Consider the following 15,808-nt stretch of genomic DNA (forward strand, 5'->3'; position numbering starts at 1 on the left):
CGTTGGCAGACTCAGCCTTTCAGCGCTTTCCAGATTTTGCTCACGACGAGCACACTCGCCAACACCACCGCCCCCGCGACAATCCCCGCCACCGCATTGAGCAGCATCGGCACGATGAACCCTGCACCGCCGGCACTCGCCGCGACACCTTCAATCCAATGGTGAACCACCGGAACGCCATGAGTGAGGATGCCGCCGCCGACCAGGAACATGGCCGCCGTACCGATCACCGACAGGCTTTTCATCATGTAGGGCGCCGCGCGCAGGATGGCTCCACCCATACTTTTGGCGGCCTGCCCTGGCTTCTGGGTCAGCCACAAGCCCAGGTCATCAAGCTTTACGATCCCCGCCACCAGGCCGTACACACCGACGGTCATGACAATGGCGATGCCCGACAGCACGATCACCTGCTGAGTCAGCGGCGCATCGGCGACAGTGCCGAGGGTGATGGCGATGATTTCCGCCGAGAGGATAAAGTCGGTGCGCACCGCGCCCTTGATCTTGTCCTTCTCGAAGGCCACCAGATCGACCGCCGGATCCGCTACCGCCTCGACCAGTTGTGCGTGTTCGGCCTGGTCTTCAGCCTTGCTGTGAAGGAATTTGTGGGCAAGTTTTTCGAACCCTTCGAAACACAGGTAGGCGCCGCCGACCATCAACAACGGCGTCACCAGCCAAGGGACGAACGCGCTGATGGCAAGCGCCGATGGCACCAGGATCAGCTTGTTGATGAACGAGCCCTTGGCGACTGCCCAGACCACTGGCAATTCCCGCTCGGCACGCACGCCCGAGACTTGCTGGGCATTGAGCGCCAGGTCATCACCGAGCACACCGGCGGTTTTCTTGGCGGCCATCTTGGTCATCAACGCCACATCGTCGAGTACCGTGGCAATGTCGTCGATCAGAACCAGCAAACTGCTTCCAGCCATGGAGGGACTCCTTGAACAATAATGCTGCGCAGCATAGCGCGAGCGACGCGTCCTAGGGGCATTCTTGAGCGCCGCGCGAGGCCGGTGCTACCATGCGCCACCGCCATAATCGGCAAGGAACCCCAGGGTTTATGAGCACTATCCGCGAGCGCAACAAAGAACTGATCCTGCGTGCCGCCAGCGAAGAATTTGCCGACAAGGGCTTCGCCGCGACCAAAACCAGCGACATCGCGGCCAAGGCGGGCTTGCCCAAACCCAACGTCTACTACTACTTCAAGTCGAAGGAAAACCTCTATCGCGAGGTGCTGGAAAGCATCATCGAACCGATTCTCCAGGCCTCCACCCCTTTCAACGCCGACGGCGAGCCGGGCGAAGTGCTGAGCCACTACATCCGTTCCAAGATCCGCATTTCCCGCGACCTGCCCTTCGCCTCGAAAGTCTTCGCCAGCGAAATCATGCACGGCGCCCCGCACCTGAGCGCCGACCTCGTCGAACAGCTCAACGCCCAGGCTCGGCACAACATCGACTGCATCCAGACCTGGATCGACCGCGGCCAGATCGCCCCCATCGACCCCAACCACCTGATGTTCAGCATCTGGGCCGCCACCCAGACCTATGCCGACTTCGACTGGCAGATCAGCGCCGTGACCGGCAAGGCCAAGCTGGATGAGGCGGATTACGAAGCGGCGGCGCAGACGATTATTCGGTTGGTTTTGAAGGGGTGTGAGGTGGATCGCTAGGTTTGGAACCCCATCGCCTTTATCGAAAGCGGTGGGTCAGTTTGTGCATATGCTGAACATGCCGCCGTCTTCGCGAGCAAGCCCGCTCCCACAGGGTCCCCAGTGTTCACTGATCCAATGTTCGCCACGATCCCTTTGTGGGAGCGGGCTTGCTCGCGAAGGCGGCGACTCGATTTCAAGTCAAAGCCAAATGGCATCCCACAGCGGATAGTCGCCAAGCCGCTCTACCAGGCCTGCCCGCAGTGGATTTGCCACAACATAGCGAGCCAGCTTTACCAAGTCCTCTTCCCGCCGTAGCGCTCGATCGTGATATCCCTGCTGCCATAGGCTACCAGCCCTATCAGCCGCCTCGTTGACCCCCTTGGCACTGATGGACTTCACCTGGCACATCAACTGCCCCAACGACCCTCGATGCAGTCGAATCAACCAATGGACATGATCAGGCATGACGACAAAAGCCAGGGAGTCCGCAATCCCCTGCTCATGGACCGCCCTGAACTGATGAATGACGACCCTTCCCAGGCGATAGTCTTTGAAGACTGGTTCGCGCTCCAGAGTATTGGCGGTCAATAAATAGATGCGGTTCTGCTCTGCATAGCGACCGATACGCAGGCGGTGTGAAGCTGAGCGTGCAGGCATTCCGTCGCCCCCCCTTTTTGATGAAGTCTGGAAAGGCTAGCTTCGGTGAATGCCACATCGGAATTAGTCTTTTTGCCGGATGTGTATGGTTGATCGCCTTCGCGAGCAAGCCCGCTCCCACAAGGGACTTGCTGTGTTCATACATGCTGTGTCGAGCACCGAAAACCTGTGGGAGCGGCGGTGCGGTGCGCTCCGACTTGCTCGCGAAGACGCCCGTCAATTCACCGCAAAATCAAACAGCAACCCCCACATCCGCCCTCAACTGCACCGCCTCCACCGCCCTCACCGCCACCTGCTCATCCACATCCGAAACATCCCCACTCACCCCGATCGCCCCCAGGACCCTGCCCTCCTGATCCCGGATCAATACCCCGCCCGGCGCCGGCACGATGTTGCCTTGCCCCAGACCATTCAAAGCCGCAAAGAACGCCGGGCGCTGTTGGGCGTCCTGGGCGAGCAGGCGGGAGCCCTTGCCCAGGGCGATGGCGCCCCATGCCTTGCCGATGGCGATTTGTGGGCGCAGCAGGCTGGCGCCGTCTTCACGCTGCAAGGCCACCAGGTGCCCGCCGCTGTCCAGGACCGCGACGGTCAAGGGTGCCGCGCTGATTTCGCGACCTGCGGCGAGGGCCTGCCCCGCCAGGTTGATGGCAATTTTCAAGGTTAGAACGCTCATGGATGCTGTCCTTCTTTTGTTATGGGAAAGCCTTGGCGGCTTCACTTTCAGAAAAACCGAACGCCACAAATAGAACACAACAATATATATTTTTGTATACAATAATTTACGCAAATCACCTTCAGCGACAAAAGTCCGCAGTAGAATCAGGTTCCCAACGAATTAAACGCGTGCTTGAGGAAAGGGATTGACCTGCGCCATTCGCCATGAATACACTCTGCCGCAAAGCCACTTGTATACAATTACAAAACGTAAGAGGCACAAAATAATGAGCAAAATGAGAGCAATCGAAGCCGCCGTCCTGGTGATGCGCCGTGAAGGCGTGGACACTGCCTTCGGCATCCCGGGTGCTGCGATCAACCCGCTGTACTCCGCCCTGCAAAAAGTTGGCGGCATCGATCATGTCCTCGCTCGGCACGTTGAAGGCGCCTCGCACATGGCCGAGGGCTACACCCGCACCAAGGCCGGCAATATCGGTGTGTGCATCGGTACTTCGGGGCCGGCCGGTACCGATATGGTGACCGGGCTCTACAGCGCTTCTGCCGATTCGATCCCGATCCTGTGCATCACCGGGCAAGCGCCCCGCGCCCGTATGCACAAGGAAGATTTCCAGGCCGTGGACATCACCAGCATCGTCAAGCCAGTGACCAAGTGGGCGACCACCGTCCTGGAACCGGGCCAGGTGCCGTATGCCTTCCAGAAAGCTTTCTACGAAATGCGCTCCGGCCGCCCCGGCCCCGTGCTGATCGACCTGCCGTTCGATGTGCAGATGGCCGAGATTGAATTCGACATCGACGCGTACCAGCCGCTGCCCCTGGCCAAACCCGCGGCCAACCGTGTGCAGATCGAGAAAGCCCTGGCGATGCTCAACCAGGCTGAACGCCCGTTGCTGGTGGCCGGCGGCGGCATCATCAATGCCGATGCCAGCGAACTGCTGGTGGAGTTCGCCGAGCTGACCGGTATCCCGGTCATCCCTACCTTGATGGGCTGGGGCACGATCCCCGACGATCACCCGTTGATGGTCGGCATGGTCGGTCTGCAAACCTCCCACCGCTATGGCAACGCAACGCTGCTTAAATCCGACGTGGTGCTGGGCGTTGGCAACCGTTGGGCCAATCGTCACACCGGTTCGGTGGACGTCTACACCGAAGGCCGCACGTTCATTCACGTGGACATCGAGCCGACGCAAATCGGCCGCGTGTTCACTCCAGACCTGGGCATCGTTTCCGACGCGGCTTCGGCCTTGACCGTGTTCATCGAAGTGGCCCGCGAATGGCAAGCCGCCGGTAAGCTGAAGGACCGCAGCGCCTGGCTCCAGGATTGCCAGCAACGCAAGGCCAGCCTGCAGCGCAAGACCCACTTCGACAACGTGCCGATCAAGCCGCAGCGCGTTTATGAGGAAATGAACCAGGTGTTCGGCAAGGACACCTGCTACGTCAGCACGATCGGCCTGTCGCAGATCGCCGGCGCGCAGTTCCTCCACGTCTACAAGCCACGCCACTGGATCAATTGCGGCCAGGCCGGTCCCCTGGGATGGACCATTCCGGCCGCGCTCGGGGTGGTCAAGGCCGATCCGAACCGCAAGGTCGTCGCGTTGTCGGGCGACTATGATTTCCAGTTCATGATCGAGGAATTGGCGGTGGGCGCGCAGTTCAAGCTGCCGTACATCCATGTCGTGGTGAACAACTCCTACCTGGGCTTGATCCGCCAGGCCCAGCGCGGCTTCGACATGGATTACTGCGTGCAGTTGTCGTTCGACAACCTCAACGCACCGGAGCTCAACGGTTACGGCGTGGACCACATCGCCGTGGCCGAAGGCCTGGGCTGCAAGGCGTTGCGGGTGTTCGAACCGTCCGGCATCCAACCGGCGCTGCGCAAGGCCCAGGAGATGATCGAAGAGTTCAAGGTACCGGTGATCGTCGAGATCATCCTCGAACGGGTGACCAATATTTCCATGGGCACCGAGATCAACGCCGTCAATGAATTTGAAGACCTGGCGCTGGTGGGCAACGATGCACCGACCGCCATTTCGTTACTCGACTGACCGACCGGCGTCCCTGTGGAAGCGAGCTTGCTCGCGATGACGGCGCTACATTCAATAGGAATGCAAGCAGGCACACCGCTATCGCGAGCAAGCTCGCTTCCACAAGGGAGGCCTGCCAACTATTTACAGGAGACCACCATGCCGCGTTTCGCCGCCAACCTGTCCATGCTGTTCACTGAGCAGGATTTCCTCGCCCGTTTCGAAGCGGCCGCCAAGGCCGGTTTCAGTGGCGTCGAATACCTGTTCCCCTACGACTACAGCTCCGCCGAACTCAAGGCCCTGCTCGACGCCAATGGCCTGACCCAGGTGCTGTTCAACCTGCCGGCCGGCGACTGGGCCAAGGGTGAGCGCGGCATCGCCTGCCTGCCGGATCGGGTCGAAGAATTCCGCGCCGGGGTCGACTTGGCGATTGCCTACGCAAAAGTGCTGGGCAATACCCAGGTCAATTGCCTGGCCGGGATTCGTCCGCAGAAGTGCGACGAGGCTCTGGCGGAAAAAACGTTCGTCGCCAACCTGAAGTACGCCGCCGAAAAGCTGCAAGGCGAAGGCATCAAGCTGGTGATGGAAGCCATCAATACCCGCGACATTCCTGGTTTCTACCTGAACAACACGGCCCAGGCCCTGTCGATCCGCGAGCAGGTGGGCAGCGCCAACCTGTTCCTGCAATACGACATCTATCACATGCAAATCATGGAAGGCGACCTGGCCCGGACCCTGTCGGCGCACCTGGGCGAGATAAACCATGTGCAACTGGCGGACAACCCGGGCCGCAACGAGCCGGGCACGGGCGAGATCAACTACCGCTTCCTGTTCGAACACCTGGACCGCATCGGCTACCAGGGCTGGATCGGCTGCGAATACAAGCCGCTGACCACCACTGAAGCGGGACTGGGCTGGCTGAAAACCCATAACGCGATCTGACCACAAGCGTCCGCGGGCACTTTAATAAGAGAGGATTTTTTCATGGCTAAAATCGGATTCATCGGCACCGGCATCATGGGCCACCCAATGGCACTGAACCTGCAAAAAGCCGGTCACAGCCTGTTCCTGTCCCAGCACCACGACCCGGCCCCGGCCGACCTGCTGGCCGGTGGCGCGGTGGCATTGGCCAATCCGAAGGAAGTGGCCCAGGAAGCCGAGTTCATCATCGTCATGGTCCCGGACACTCCGCAGGTCGAAGACGTGCTGTTCCGCGCCGACGGTGTCGCAGCTGGCGTGGGCAAGGGCAAAGTGGTGATCGACATGAGTTCGATCTCGCCGACCGCCACCAAAACCTTCGCGGCGAAAATCAACGAAAAAGGCGCCCAGTACCTCGACGCCCCGGTGTCCGGCGGTGAAGTCGGTGCCAAGGCCGCGACGCTGAGCATCATGGTCGGTGGCGACAGTGCCGCCTTCGAGCGCGCCTTGCCGCTGTTCCAGGCCATGGGCAAGAACATCACCCTGGTGGGCGGCAACGGTGACGGCCAGACCGCCAAGGTGGCGAACCAGATCATCGTCGCCCTGAATATCCAGGCCGTGGCCGAAGCGCTGCTGTTCGCCGCGAAAAACGGCGCCGACCCGGCGAAGGTTCGCGAGGCGCTGATGGGCGGTTTCGCCTCGTCGAAGATCCTCGAAGTCCATGGCGAGCGCATGATCAAGGGCACCTTCGACCCCGGCTTCCGCATCAGCCTGCATCAGAAGGACCTGAACCTGGCCCTGCAAGGCGCCAAGGAACTGAACATCAATCTGCCCAACACCGCCAACGCCCAGCAGGTGTTCAGCACCTGCGCGGCCATCGGTGGCAGCAACTGGGATCACTCGGCGCTGATCAAGGGGCTGGAGCACATGGCGAATTTCTCGATCCGCGATAACTGACACACCACACCCCTTGTGGGAGCGGGCTTGCTCGCGAAGGCGATCTTCCTGTCAATGAAGTGTTGACTGACACACCGCCTTCGCGAGCAAGCCCGCTCCCACAGGGGTCTGCGTTGCCCTTCAAATAACAAGAATCCTGGGAGCCCGCCATGTCGGTCGATCCGCAACAACTGCTGCGCGAGCTGTTTGCCACAGCCATCGACGCGGCGCATCCGCAGCACGTCCTCGAACAATACCTGCCCAGCGACCGCAGCGGCCGGGTAATCGTCATCGGTGCCGGCAAGGCGGCGGCCGCGATGGCGCAAGTGGTCGAGCGTTGCTGGCAGGGCGAGGTCAGCGGCCTGGTGGTGACCCGCTACGGCCATGGCGCGCCCTGCCAGAAAATCGAAGTAGTGGAAGCCGCTCACCCGGTGCCGGACGCCGCCGGCCTGGAAGTGGCTGGACGGGTGCTCCAACTCGTCAGCAACCTGAATGAAGACGACCGGGTGATTTTCCTGCTGTCCGGCGGGGGCTCGGCGTTGCTGGCCTTGCCGGCGGCCGGCATTACCCTGGCCGACAAACAATCGATCAACAAAGCCTTGCTCAAATCCGGCGCGACCATCGGCGAGATGAATTGCGTGCGCAAGCATCTCTCGGCGATCAAGGGCGGACGCCTGGGCAAAGCCTGCTGGCCGGCGACGGTCTACACCTATGCGATTTCCGACGTGCCCGGCGACCTGGCCACAGTCATCGCGTCCGGCCCCACCGTGGCCGACCCCAGCACCTCAGCCGAGGCCCTGGCGATTCTCAAGCGCTATGACATTGAGATCCCGGCCACGGTGCGCACCTGGCTGCAAAGCCCGGAATCGGAAACCATCAAGCCCGGCGACCCGAGCCTGGCCCGCAGTCATTTCCAACTGATCGCCCGCCCCCAGCAATCCCTGGAAGCCGCAGCCGTGAAAGCACGCCAGGCCGGTTTCAGCCCGTTGATCCTCGGTGACCTGGAAGGCGAATCCCGGGAAGTGGCGAAGGTCCACGCCGGCATCGCCCGGCAAATCGCCCTGCATGGCCAACCCTTGGCGGCGCCGTGCGTGATCCTGTCTGGCGGCGAAACCACTGTCACCGTGCGCGGCAATGGCCGTGGCGGACGCAACGCCGAATTCCTGCTGAGCCTGACCGACAGCCTCAAGGGCCATCCCGGCATCCACGCGCTGGCCGGCGACACCGATGGCATCGACGGTTCCGAGGACAACGCCGGAGCAATCATGACCCCGGACAGCTATCGCCGCGCCGCCGAGCTGGGCCTGTGCGCCAGCGACGAGTTGGATAACAACAATGGCTACGGCTACTTCGCCGCGCTGGATGCGTTGATCGTCACCGAGCCGACCCGCACCAACGTCAACGACTTTCGCGCCATCCTGATCCTCGAGAACCCGAAAAATGACGCCTGATAAAAAGGTCAAGATCCTCGCGACCCTCGGCCCCGCCACCCGTGGCATCGATGACATCCGCGAACTGGTGCAGGCCGGTGTGAACATCTTTCGCCTGAACTTCAGCCACGGCGACCATGCCGACCACGCCCAGCGCTACCAGTGGATCCGCGAAGTCGAGCAGCAGCTCAATTACCCCTTGGGCATCCTGATGGACTTGCAGGGACCGAAACTGCGGGTGGGCAAATTCGCCGACGGCAAGGTCCTGCTGCAGCGCGGCCAGGCCCTGCGGTTGGACCTGGACCCGACACCCGGCGACCAGCGCCGGGTCAACCTACCCCACCCGGAGATCATCGCGGCGCTGGAGCCGGGCATGGATTTGCTGCTGGACGACGGCAAGCTGCGCTTGCGCGTGACCGCCAGGCACAGCGACGCCATCGACACCGAGGTGCTCAACGGCGGCGAGCTGTCGGACCGCAAGGGCGTGAACGTGCCCCAGGCCGTGCTCGACCTGAGCCCACTCACCGCCAAGGATCGTCGCGACTTGAGCTTCGGCCTGGAGCTTGGCGTGGACTGGGTGGCGCTGTCGTTCGTGCAGCGTCCCGAGGACATCCGCGAAGCCCGCGCGCTGATCGGCGACAAGGCGTTCCTGATGGCCAAGATCGAAAAACCATCGGCCGTCACCCAACTGCGCGAGATCGCTGAACTGAGCGACGCGATCATGGTTGCCCGCGGGGATCTTGGCGTCGAGGTCCCGGCCGAGAGCGTGCCGCAGATCCAGAAGACCATCATCGGCACCTGCCGTGCCCTCGGCAGACCGGTGGTGGTGGCCACGCAGATGCTCGAATCGATGCGCTTCTCCCCGGCGCCAACCCGCGCCGAAGTCACCGACGTCGCCAACGCCGTGGCCGAAGGTGCCGATGCGGTGATGCTGTCGGCGGAAACCGCTTCCGGCGACTACCCCCTCGAAGCCGTGCAGATGATGAGCAAGATCATCCGCCAGGTAGAAAACGGCCCGGACTACCAGGCGCAGTTGGACGTCAGCCGGCCGAAAGCCGAGGCCACGGTGTCGGACGCCATCAGTTGCGCGATCCGCCGGATCAGCAACGTCCTGCCGGTGGCGGTGTTGGTGAACTACAGCGAGTCGGGCAGTTCCAGCCTGCGGGCGGCGCGGGAACGGCCGACGGTACCGATCCTCAACCTGACGCCAAATCTGCAGGCCGCCCGCCGACTGACCGTAGCCTGGGGCGTGCATTCGGTGGTCAATGACCGTTTGAAGCAGGTCGATGAGGTGTGCTCCACGGCGCTGGAAATCGCCCAGGCCCAAGGCATGGCCCAGCGTGGCGACACTTTGCTGATCACCGCGGGCGTGCCGTTCGGGCAGCCGGGGTCGACCAATTCGCTGCGTATCGAGACGTTGATCTAGCGCCTGTACTGACCTCATCGCGAGCAAGCTCGCTCCCACAGGGTTTTGTGAACGCCGCAAACCCAGTGTGGGAGCGAGCTTGCTCGCGATGAAGTCGACCCGGTCCCTCTGACACTCACCTATCATGTCCAACACCCACTGCCCCGACTGGGCCACCGCCCTGCTCAACGGTTTCAGCCAGATTTTCCTCCAGCGCCATCCGCTGTGCGGCTTGCTGTGCCTGTTGGCAATCCTGCTCACCGCGCCAGCCTTGCTCGGCGGTGCGCTGCTGGGCGGCGTGGCGGGATTGCTGACGGCGCAGCGACGCGGTTATGCCAAGGAGCATCGGCAAGCCGGCCTCTTCAGCTATAACGGGATCCTGCTGGGATTGATGTTGAGCCTGAAGCTGCCCTGGTCGCCCTTGTTGCCACCGCTGATCATTGCCGGCGGCGGCATCAGTGCGATGCTGACCCAGCAATGGCTCAAGCGAACCCCTGGCCCTCGCTGCCTGCCCGCCTACACCGCGCCATTCGTGGGGCTGGGTTGGTTGCTGCTGGGTTTCGCCCCGCTCTCCCCACCGCCCGCGTCGGTGGAGATCAGTTTGCCCAATCTGCTGCTCGCCCCTTTGAACAGCCTGGGCCAAGTGATGTTTCTCGACCACCCACTGGCCGGCGCGCTGATTGCAATCGGCCTGCTGGTCGCCAATCGTCGCGCCGCTGGCTGGGCGCTGTTCGGGTCCATCGTCGGCGTTGCATTCGCCTGGCTGCATCACGACGGCAACCTGGCCCTGTCGGGACTGGGCGGCTATAACCCGGCGTTGGTGGCCCTGGCCCTCGGCCAACACACCCGCAAACCATGGCCGCCACTGACGGGCATTGCTCTGGCAGTCTTTCTCGCGCCGGGTTTCGCAGCGCTAGGCGTGGCGCCGCTGACGGCACCGTTCATCCTCGCCTGCTGGCTGGTTCAGGCGACTGGGCGGCTCTGGCATCAGGTAATCCTCGATACCGCGCCTTGCACTGCGCAGGGCAATCGCCCTAGGCTTCGCTGATTATTGATTCAGGCGAAAGTCATGGACAGCAGCAACAACTGGCGGGAACGCCTCTACGTCATTATTTTCCAGACCGATACCGTGGCGGGCCGACGCTTCGACAGCACCCTGTTGCTGATCATCCTGGCCAGCCTGGTGATCGTGATGCTCGACAGCATCGACAGCGTTCACAAGAACTACGCGGCCCTGCTGGCTTACATCGAGTGGGGCTTCACCTTCATCTTTCTGGTCGAATACGGCCTGCGCCTGTACTGCTCGCCGAAGCCGCTGCGCTACGCGTTCAGCTTCTACGGATTGGTAGACCTGCTGGCGATCGTGCCGGGCATCCTCGCGCTGTACTACAGCGATGCCCAATACCTGCTGATCGTGCGGATCATCCGTATGTTGCGGATCTTCCGGGTGCTGAAGCTCAGCCCGTACCTCAAGCAGGCCAATTACCTATTGGCCGCGCTACGGGGCAGCAAGCAGAAGATCATTGTGTTCCTGGTCAGCGTATCGACCCTGGTGACGGTGTTTGGCACGCTGATGTATGTCATCGAAGGGCCCGAGCATGGCTTTACCAGCATCCCCAAGGGGATCTATTGGGCTATCGTGACACTCACTACCGTAGGCTTCGGCGACATCGTGCCGAAGACGCCGTTGGGCCAGGTGATTTCGTCGCTGGTGATGATCACCGGCTATTCGATCATCGCCGTGCCGACGGGTATCTTTACTGCGGAACTCGCCACGGCCATGCGCGGCGATCAACTCCAGCATGACTGCCCGGTGTGCAGCAAAAACAACCATGAGCACGGTGCGGCTTTCTGCTCCCGTTGTGGCAACGCGCTGTTCAAGAAAATGGAATAAGCAAAGCACTTTTTAGTGCTTGAAGGCTTATAAGCTTATCGCTAGTGTGCTGGCTTATCGCCCGCCCCCTTTCCAATAAAAAGGAATTCGCTGTGAAGAAATTCTTTGGCGCCTCTCTTCTTGCCGCTGGCCTGACCTTCGGCAGCCTGGCCCACGCCGCCCCGACCCTGCTGAACGTTTCCTATGACGTGATGCGCGACTTCTACAAGGATTACAACGCCGCGTTCCAGAAACACTGGCAAGCCGAACACAACGAGAACATCACCGTGCAAATGTCGTTCGGCGGTTCCAGCAAGCAGGCGCGTTCGGTCATCGACGGCCTGCCGGCGGATGTCATTACCATGAACATGGCCACCGACATCAACGCCTTGGCGGACAACGGCAAGCTGGTTCCGGACAACTGGGTCACCCGCCTGCCGAACAACAGCGCGCCGTTCACCTCGGCCACGGTGTTCATCGTGCGCAAGGGCAATCCGAAAGCGCTGAAGGATTGGCCCGACCTGCTCAAGGATGGCGTGCAGGTAATCGTGCCCAACCCGAAAACCTCCGGCAACGGCCGCTACACCTACCTGTCGGCGTGGGGCTATGTGCTCAAGAACGGTGGCGACGAGAACAAGGCCAAGGATTTCGTCGGCAAGCTGTTCAAGCAAGCCCCCGTGCTGGACACCGGTGGCCGCGCAGCGACGACGACCTTCATGACCAACCAGATCGGCGACGTGCTGGTGACCTTTGAAAACGAAGCGGAAATGATCGCCCGCGAGTTTGGCCGCGACCAGTTCGAAGTGGTCTACCCAAGCGTGTCCGCCGAAGCCGAGCCACCGGTGAGCGTTGTGGATAAAGTGGTCGAGAAGAAAGGCTCCCGCGAAGCCGCCGAGGCGTACCTCAAATACCTGTGGTCGCCTGAAGGCCAGGAAATCGCCGCCGCCAACTACCTTCGTCCACGGGACCCGGCGGTGCTGGCCAAGTACACCGACCGTTTCCCGAAAGTTGACTTCCTGTCGGTGGAGAAGACCTTCGGCGACTGGCGCACCGTGCAGAAGACGCACTTCAATGACGGTGGGGTTTTCGACCAGATCTATAGCGGGCAATAAAGGAACAATGAGCTGCGCGCGGTCCTGTGGCGAGGGGATTCATCCCCGTTGGGCTGCGCAGCAGCCCTGAAAGCGCAAGCTCCGGTGTATCAGACTGATTGCATTGAGCCGCTCTCTTGGGGCCGCTGCGCAGCCCAGCGGGGATGAATCCCCTCGCCACACAGCTTTCCTACATATTGAGATCCATCATTAACAACAGGCATGACTGATATCAGCCACAAAGCCCTGTTCCAGAGCCCTGCAAGTCTTTAGCCTCACGCCATCCTTTCAATTGATCGACGAGATTGCCATGAGTGCTCATCCACCCACCTCGCCCGGCAGCGCACTGACCCGCGGCATGGTCCTGTTGTTCGCTTTCTGTTGCGGCGCCATCGTTGCCAACATCTACTACGCCCAACCCATTATCGAACTGATCGCACCCGACGTCGGCCTGAGCAGCACCATGGCCAGCCTGATCGTCTCGCTGACGCAGATCGGCTATGCCCTGGGCCTGTTTTTCCTCGTGCCGCTGGGCGACCTGTTGGAAAACCGGCGCTTGATGATCCTCACCACCGTGGTCGCGATTGCCAGCCTGCTGGGGGCGGCTTTCACCGATCAGCCGAATGTGTTCCTGCTGGTCTCGCTGCTGGTGGGTTTCAGTTCCGTCTCGGTACAAGTCCTGATTCCGCTGGCCGCGCACCTGGCGCCGGAGGAATCCCGGGGACGGGTCGTCGGTGGGATCATGGGCGGCCTGTTGCTGGGGATTCTGTTGGCGCGGCCGGTGTCCAGCGTGGTGGCCGATCATTTCGGCTGGCGGGCCATGTTTATCATCGCCGCCGCGCTGATGGCGGCCATCAGCGTCGTCCTGGCGTTGACCGTGCCCAAGCGCCAGCCCGACCACAGCGCGTCCTACGGCCAACTGCTGGGTTCGCTCGGCACCTTGTTGCGCCAGCAGCCGCAGCTACGGCAACGGGCCTTCTACCAAGCCTGCATGTTCGCCACATTCAGTCTGTTCTGGACCGCCGTACCGCTGGAACTGGCGCGTAACCATGGCCTGTCCCAGACGGAGATCGCGCTGTTCGCCCTGGTCGGAGCAATCGGCGCCATCGCCGCGCCCATTGCCGGCCGCCTGGCGGACGCCGGACACACCCGGATCGCTTCGCTGCTGGCCATGTTGTTCGCCAGCCTGAGTTTCCTGCCGGCGTTCATCCACCCGATCTACAGCGTGATTGGCCTGGCAGTGACCGGCGTGGTCCTGGATTTCTGTGTACAGATGAACATGGTCCTGGGCCAACGCACCATCTACGCCCTCGACGCGAAAAGCCGCAGCCGACTGAATGCGCTGTACATGACCAGCATTTTCATCGGCGGTGCATTTGGCTCATCGATCGCCAGTGCGGTCTATGAACACGGCGGCTGGCTGTGGGTGGTGATCGTTGGCAGCGCCTTCCCGCTGCTGGCATTGCTGCGCTTCCTGAGCGCTTCGCAGAAGGCTTCGCTGGCGACCGCCTGAAACCGTCGCGCAAAAAAATGCCCGACAGGTCACGACCTGTCGGGCATTCTTTTTATCAGGGAGTTATTGGCGAACGGTCAGACCCGCACGTTGCCACGCGGCCCGGCAATCGCCCAGATGATCAGGCCCAACACCGGCAACAGCAGGATCAGCAGCACCCAGAGGATTTTCATCCCGGTTTCCGCGCCACTTTTGAGTACGTTGATGATCGCCCAGATATCGAGCGCCAGGATAATCAGGCCGATCAGGCCGTTGAAGGTGGAACCCATGGTGTCGCTCCCAAATGGTGACATGCCCACTTAGGATAGCGGGGCCTGGGCAAGGGTTCCGTTTTATTGCTTCAGACGTGGACCGCAACCTTGAGGGCTTCGAGGGCCGGCGCCGCAGCGATGCCGACTTCGGCACACAACTCCAGCACGCGTGGCAGGTCATTGCCGTACACCAGCACCATCTGTAATTCATCGTCGAGCAACTGGCTGATGTTCATCAGCACATAGCCGCCGTTTTCCTTGTTCAGGCTGCTCATCTGGATCTGGATGCGGTTGAGCGCGGTCAGGGCTTCAGTCTTTGCCAGTTGCTTGGGCTTGAGGTTGAACGCAACGCCGGGGCCGAACGAGGCGACGATCTGTTCGAACAATTCGACGTAGGTATCGGCCTGGAACAACACGGTGTCCGGCAGGCTGCCGACCACCACCCATTCGCCCAGCGGGATCGGGAAAGTGTCGTCGTAGTTGATGTCCGGGTTGGCCGCCAGGAAAGCCACCGGGTCGGCGTAGGCCTGGGCCGCTTCATCGGCGATCTTCTCGATGTCCGCCTCGCCCAGGCAGCCGGAGCTGATTTTGCTGATGAGTTCGACGAGTGCGGCTTTCATGGGGCTATTCCTGTGGCGATGTATTTTTGCGGCCGCGAAGGATAGCGCATCCCCCAGGCCAAGTCAGGGTCCCGTGGCGAGGGAGCTTGCTGTGGCGAGGGGATTTATCCCCGCTGGGCTGCGAAGCGGCCCCCGATTAATCTGACATACCGAGTTGCCAGATTTAGGGCCGCTTCGCGCCCCAGCGGGGATAAATCCCCTCGCCACAAGAGCTCCCTCGCCACAAAAAGCTTCATTGTCAGCTCAACAATTTTTCCAACTGCGCCGTGGTGTCCACCGCGCCCATGGTCCTGGCCGCATCCAGTGCCGAGACGCCGTTGGCATCCTTGGCCTTGGGGTCGGCGCCTTTGCTGATCAGGTAATCGACGATTTCCACCCGGTTGAACATCGCCGCCATCATCAACGCCGTGCGGCCATCGAACGAGGAACCTTCCACTTGCGCGCCACCGTCCACCAAGGCTGAAACCACCGCCAGGTCACCCTTGAACGCCGCCCCGGCAATCGGGCTCTGGCCGTTGTCGTTGCGGATCTCCGGATCGGCCTTGTGTTCCAGCAGGACTTTCACCGTTTCAACATGCCCGTGGTATGCGGCCAACATCAGCAAGGTATCGCCCTTGTGATTGCGCAGGTTCGGCGGCAAGCCCTTGCTCAGCAGCGCGGCCATCATCGCGGCGTCGCCCTGGCGGGCAACGTTGAAGACCTGCTCGGCAAACTCCGCAGCCTCTTCAGGGGTCATCTGGCGGCTTGTATCGGACATGGAAACTCCATCG

General features: G+C 61.6%; 16 protein-coding genes. 10 read left to right on the plus strand and 6 right to left on the minus strand.

Going from position 1 to position 15,808, the window contains the following annotated elements; genetic code table 11:
* Positions 1–11: 11 nt before the first annotated feature.
* Complete coding sequence (locus tag AB4N42_RS24125) at positions 12–926, minus strand: DUF808 domain-containing protein (protein WP_198798354.1); 915 nt, start codon at positions 924–926, stop codon at positions 12–14.
* Positions 927–1,057: 131 nt separating this feature from the next.
* On the opposite strand from AB4N42_RS24125, the gene AB4N42_RS24130 reads away from it, so the two are divergent.
* Entirely contained in the window at positions 1,058–1,666 is a 609-nt protein-coding gene (locus tag AB4N42_RS24130; protein ID WP_198798355.1) for a TetR/AcrR family transcriptional regulator, read from the plus strand.
* A gap of 180 nt (positions 1,667–1,846) precedes the next feature.
* Here the strand turns inward: AB4N42_RS24130 and AB4N42_RS24135 are convergent, their stop codons facing one another.
* Together AB4N42_RS24135 and AB4N42_RS24140 are read right to left on the minus strand one after the other, a co-directional pair.
* Positions 1,847–2,305, minus strand: a complete 459-nt coding sequence (locus tag AB4N42_RS24135) for an REP-associated tyrosine transposase (protein WP_030142309.1) — start codon at positions 2,303–2,305, stop codon at positions 1,847–1,849.
* Positions 2,306–2,537: 232 nt separating this feature from the next.
* Complete coding sequence (locus tag AB4N42_RS24140) at positions 2,538–2,978, minus strand: GlcG/HbpS family heme-binding protein (protein WP_030142310.1); 441 nt, start codon at positions 2,976–2,978, stop codon at positions 2,538–2,540.
* Positions 2,979–3,246: 268 nt separating this feature from the next.
* On the opposite strand from AB4N42_RS24140, the gene gcl reads away from it, so the two are divergent.
* From gcl to AB4N42_RS24185, 9 genes are all read left to right on the plus strand, one after another.
* Positions 3,247–5,022 carry a glyoxylate carboligase gene (gene gcl, locus AB4N42_RS24145; RefSeq protein WP_460115458.1) on the plus strand — a complete coding sequence of 592 codons (1,776 nt, stop codon included), beginning with the start codon at positions 3,247–3,249 and terminating at the stop codon, positions 5,020–5,022.
* Between the two features lie 138 nt (positions 5,023–5,160).
* The gene (gene hyi, locus AB4N42_RS24150) at positions 5,161–5,943 is read left to right on the plus strand and encodes a hydroxypyruvate isomerase (protein ID WP_198798358.1); all 783 of its coding nucleotides are present in this window, start codon (positions 5,161–5,163) and stop codon (positions 5,941–5,943) included.
* Between the two features lie 42 nt (positions 5,944–5,985).
* The gene (locus AB4N42_RS24155) at positions 5,986–6,876 is read left to right on the plus strand and encodes a 2-hydroxy-3-oxopropionate reductase (RefSeq protein ID WP_198798359.1); all 891 of its coding nucleotides are present in this window, start codon (positions 5,986–5,988) and stop codon (positions 6,874–6,876) included.
* A gap of 149 nt (positions 6,877–7,025) precedes the next feature.
* Complete coding sequence (locus AB4N42_RS24160; RefSeq protein WP_030142314.1) at positions 7,026–8,306, plus strand: glycerate kinase type-2 family protein; 1,281 nt, start codon at positions 7,026–7,028, stop codon at positions 8,304–8,306.
* Positions 8,296–9,711 carry a pyruvate kinase gene (gene pyk, locus AB4N42_RS24165; protein WP_198798310.1) on the plus strand — a complete coding sequence of 472 codons (1,416 nt, stop codon included), beginning with the start codon at positions 8,296–8,298 and terminating at the stop codon, positions 9,709–9,711. Before AB4N42_RS24160 ends, pyk begins: the two co-directional genes overlap by 11 nt.
* A gap of 124 nt (positions 9,712–9,835) precedes the next feature.
* Positions 9,836–10,738, plus strand: a complete 903-nt coding sequence (locus tag AB4N42_RS24170) for an urea transporter (RefSeq protein WP_460115459.1) — start codon at positions 9,836–9,838, stop codon at positions 10,736–10,738.
* A 21-nt stretch (positions 10,739–10,759) separates the two neighbouring features.
* Positions 10,760–11,584 carry an ion transporter gene (locus AB4N42_RS24175; RefSeq protein ID WP_198798312.1) on the plus strand — a complete coding sequence of 275 codons (825 nt, stop codon included), beginning with the start codon at positions 10,760–10,762 and terminating at the stop codon, positions 11,582–11,584.
* 92 nt (positions 11,585–11,676) lie between these two features.
* Positions 11,677–12,675 carry a sulfate ABC transporter substrate-binding protein gene (locus AB4N42_RS24180; protein WP_030142318.1) on the plus strand — a complete coding sequence of 333 codons (999 nt, stop codon included), beginning with the start codon at positions 11,677–11,679 and terminating at the stop codon, positions 12,673–12,675.
* Positions 12,676–12,964: 289 nt separating this feature from the next.
* Positions 12,965–14,167 carry an MFS transporter gene (locus AB4N42_RS24185; RefSeq protein WP_431145829.1) on the plus strand — a complete coding sequence of 401 codons (1,203 nt, stop codon included), beginning with the start codon at positions 12,965–12,967 and terminating at the stop codon, positions 14,165–14,167.
* Between the two features lie 77 nt (positions 14,168–14,244).
* Here the strand turns inward: AB4N42_RS24185 and AB4N42_RS24190 are convergent, their stop codons facing one another.
* The 3 genes from AB4N42_RS24190 to AB4N42_RS24200 form a co-directional block, all read right to left on the minus strand.
* Positions 14,245–14,436: a PLDc N-terminal domain-containing protein gene (locus tag AB4N42_RS24190; protein ID WP_030142320.1), complete on the minus strand. Its 192-nt coding sequence runs from the start codon at positions 14,434–14,436 to the stop codon at positions 14,245–14,247.
* Positions 14,437–14,507: 71 nt separating this feature from the next.
* On the minus strand, positions 14,508–15,038 hold the full coding sequence (locus tag AB4N42_RS24195; RefSeq protein ID WP_030142321.1) for a hypothetical protein: 531 nt from the start codon (positions 15,036–15,038) through the stop codon (positions 14,508–14,510).
* A gap of 238 nt (positions 15,039–15,276) precedes the next feature.
* The gene (locus AB4N42_RS24200) at positions 15,277–15,795 is read right to left on the minus strand and encodes an ankyrin repeat domain-containing protein (protein WP_217861454.1); all 519 of its coding nucleotides are present in this window, start codon (positions 15,793–15,795) and stop codon (positions 15,277–15,279) included.
* Positions 15,796–15,808 lie beyond the last annotated feature (13 nt).

The sequence above is a fragment of the Pseudomonas sp. H2_D02 genome, from assembly GCF_054677635.1.

Bases quoted from the DNA above. Each gene is read 5' to 3' on its own strand.
- AB4N42_RS24125 (WP_198798354.1), bottom strand. From the start codon at position 926: ATGGCTGGAAGCAGTTTGCTGGTTCTGATCGACGACATTGCCACGGTA.
- AB4N42_RS24130 (WP_198798355.1), top strand. From the start codon at position 1,058: ATGAGCACTATCCGCGAGCGCAACAAAGAACTGATCCTGCGTGCCGCC.
- AB4N42_RS24135 (WP_030142309.1), bottom strand. From the start codon at position 2,305: ATGCCTGCACGCTCAGCTTCACACCGCCTGCGTATCGGTCGCTATGCA.
- AB4N42_RS24140 (WP_030142310.1), bottom strand. From the start codon at position 2,978: ATGAGCGTTCTAACCTTGAAAATTGCCATCAACCTGGCGGGGCAGGCC.
- gcl (WP_460115458.1), top strand. From the start codon at position 3,247: ATGAGCAAAATGAGAGCAATCGAAGCCGCCGTCCTGGTGATGCGCCGT.
- hyi (WP_198798358.1), top strand. From the start codon at position 5,161: ATGCCGCGTTTCGCCGCCAACCTGTCCATGCTGTTCACTGAGCAGGAT.
- AB4N42_RS24155 (WP_198798359.1), top strand. From the start codon at position 5,986: ATGGCTAAAATCGGATTCATCGGCACCGGCATCATGGGCCACCCAATG.
- AB4N42_RS24160 (WP_030142314.1), top strand. From the start codon at position 7,026: ATGTCGGTCGATCCGCAACAACTGCTGCGCGAGCTGTTTGCCACAGCC.
- pyk (WP_198798310.1), top strand. From the start codon at position 8,296: ATGACGCCTGATAAAAAGGTCAAGATCCTCGCGACCCTCGGCCCCGCC.
- AB4N42_RS24170 (WP_460115459.1), top strand. From the start codon at position 9,836: ATGTCCAACACCCACTGCCCCGACTGGGCCACCGCCCTGCTCAACGGT.
- AB4N42_RS24175 (WP_198798312.1), top strand. From the start codon at position 10,760: ATGGACAGCAGCAACAACTGGCGGGAACGCCTCTACGTCATTATTTTC.
- AB4N42_RS24185 (WP_431145829.1), top strand. From the start codon at position 12,965: ATGAGTGCTCATCCACCCACCTCGCCCGGCAGCGCACTGACCCGCGGC.
- AB4N42_RS24190 (WP_030142320.1), bottom strand. From the start codon at position 14,436: ATGGGTTCCACCTTCAACGGCCTGATCGGCCTGATTATCCTGGCGCTC.
- AB4N42_RS24195 (WP_030142321.1), bottom strand. From the start codon at position 15,038: ATGAAAGCCGCACTCGTCGAACTCATCAGCAAAATCAGCTCCGGCTGC.
- AB4N42_RS24200 (WP_217861454.1), bottom strand. From the start codon at position 15,795: ATGTCCGATACAAGCCGCCAGATGACCCCTGAAGAGGCTGCGGAGTTT.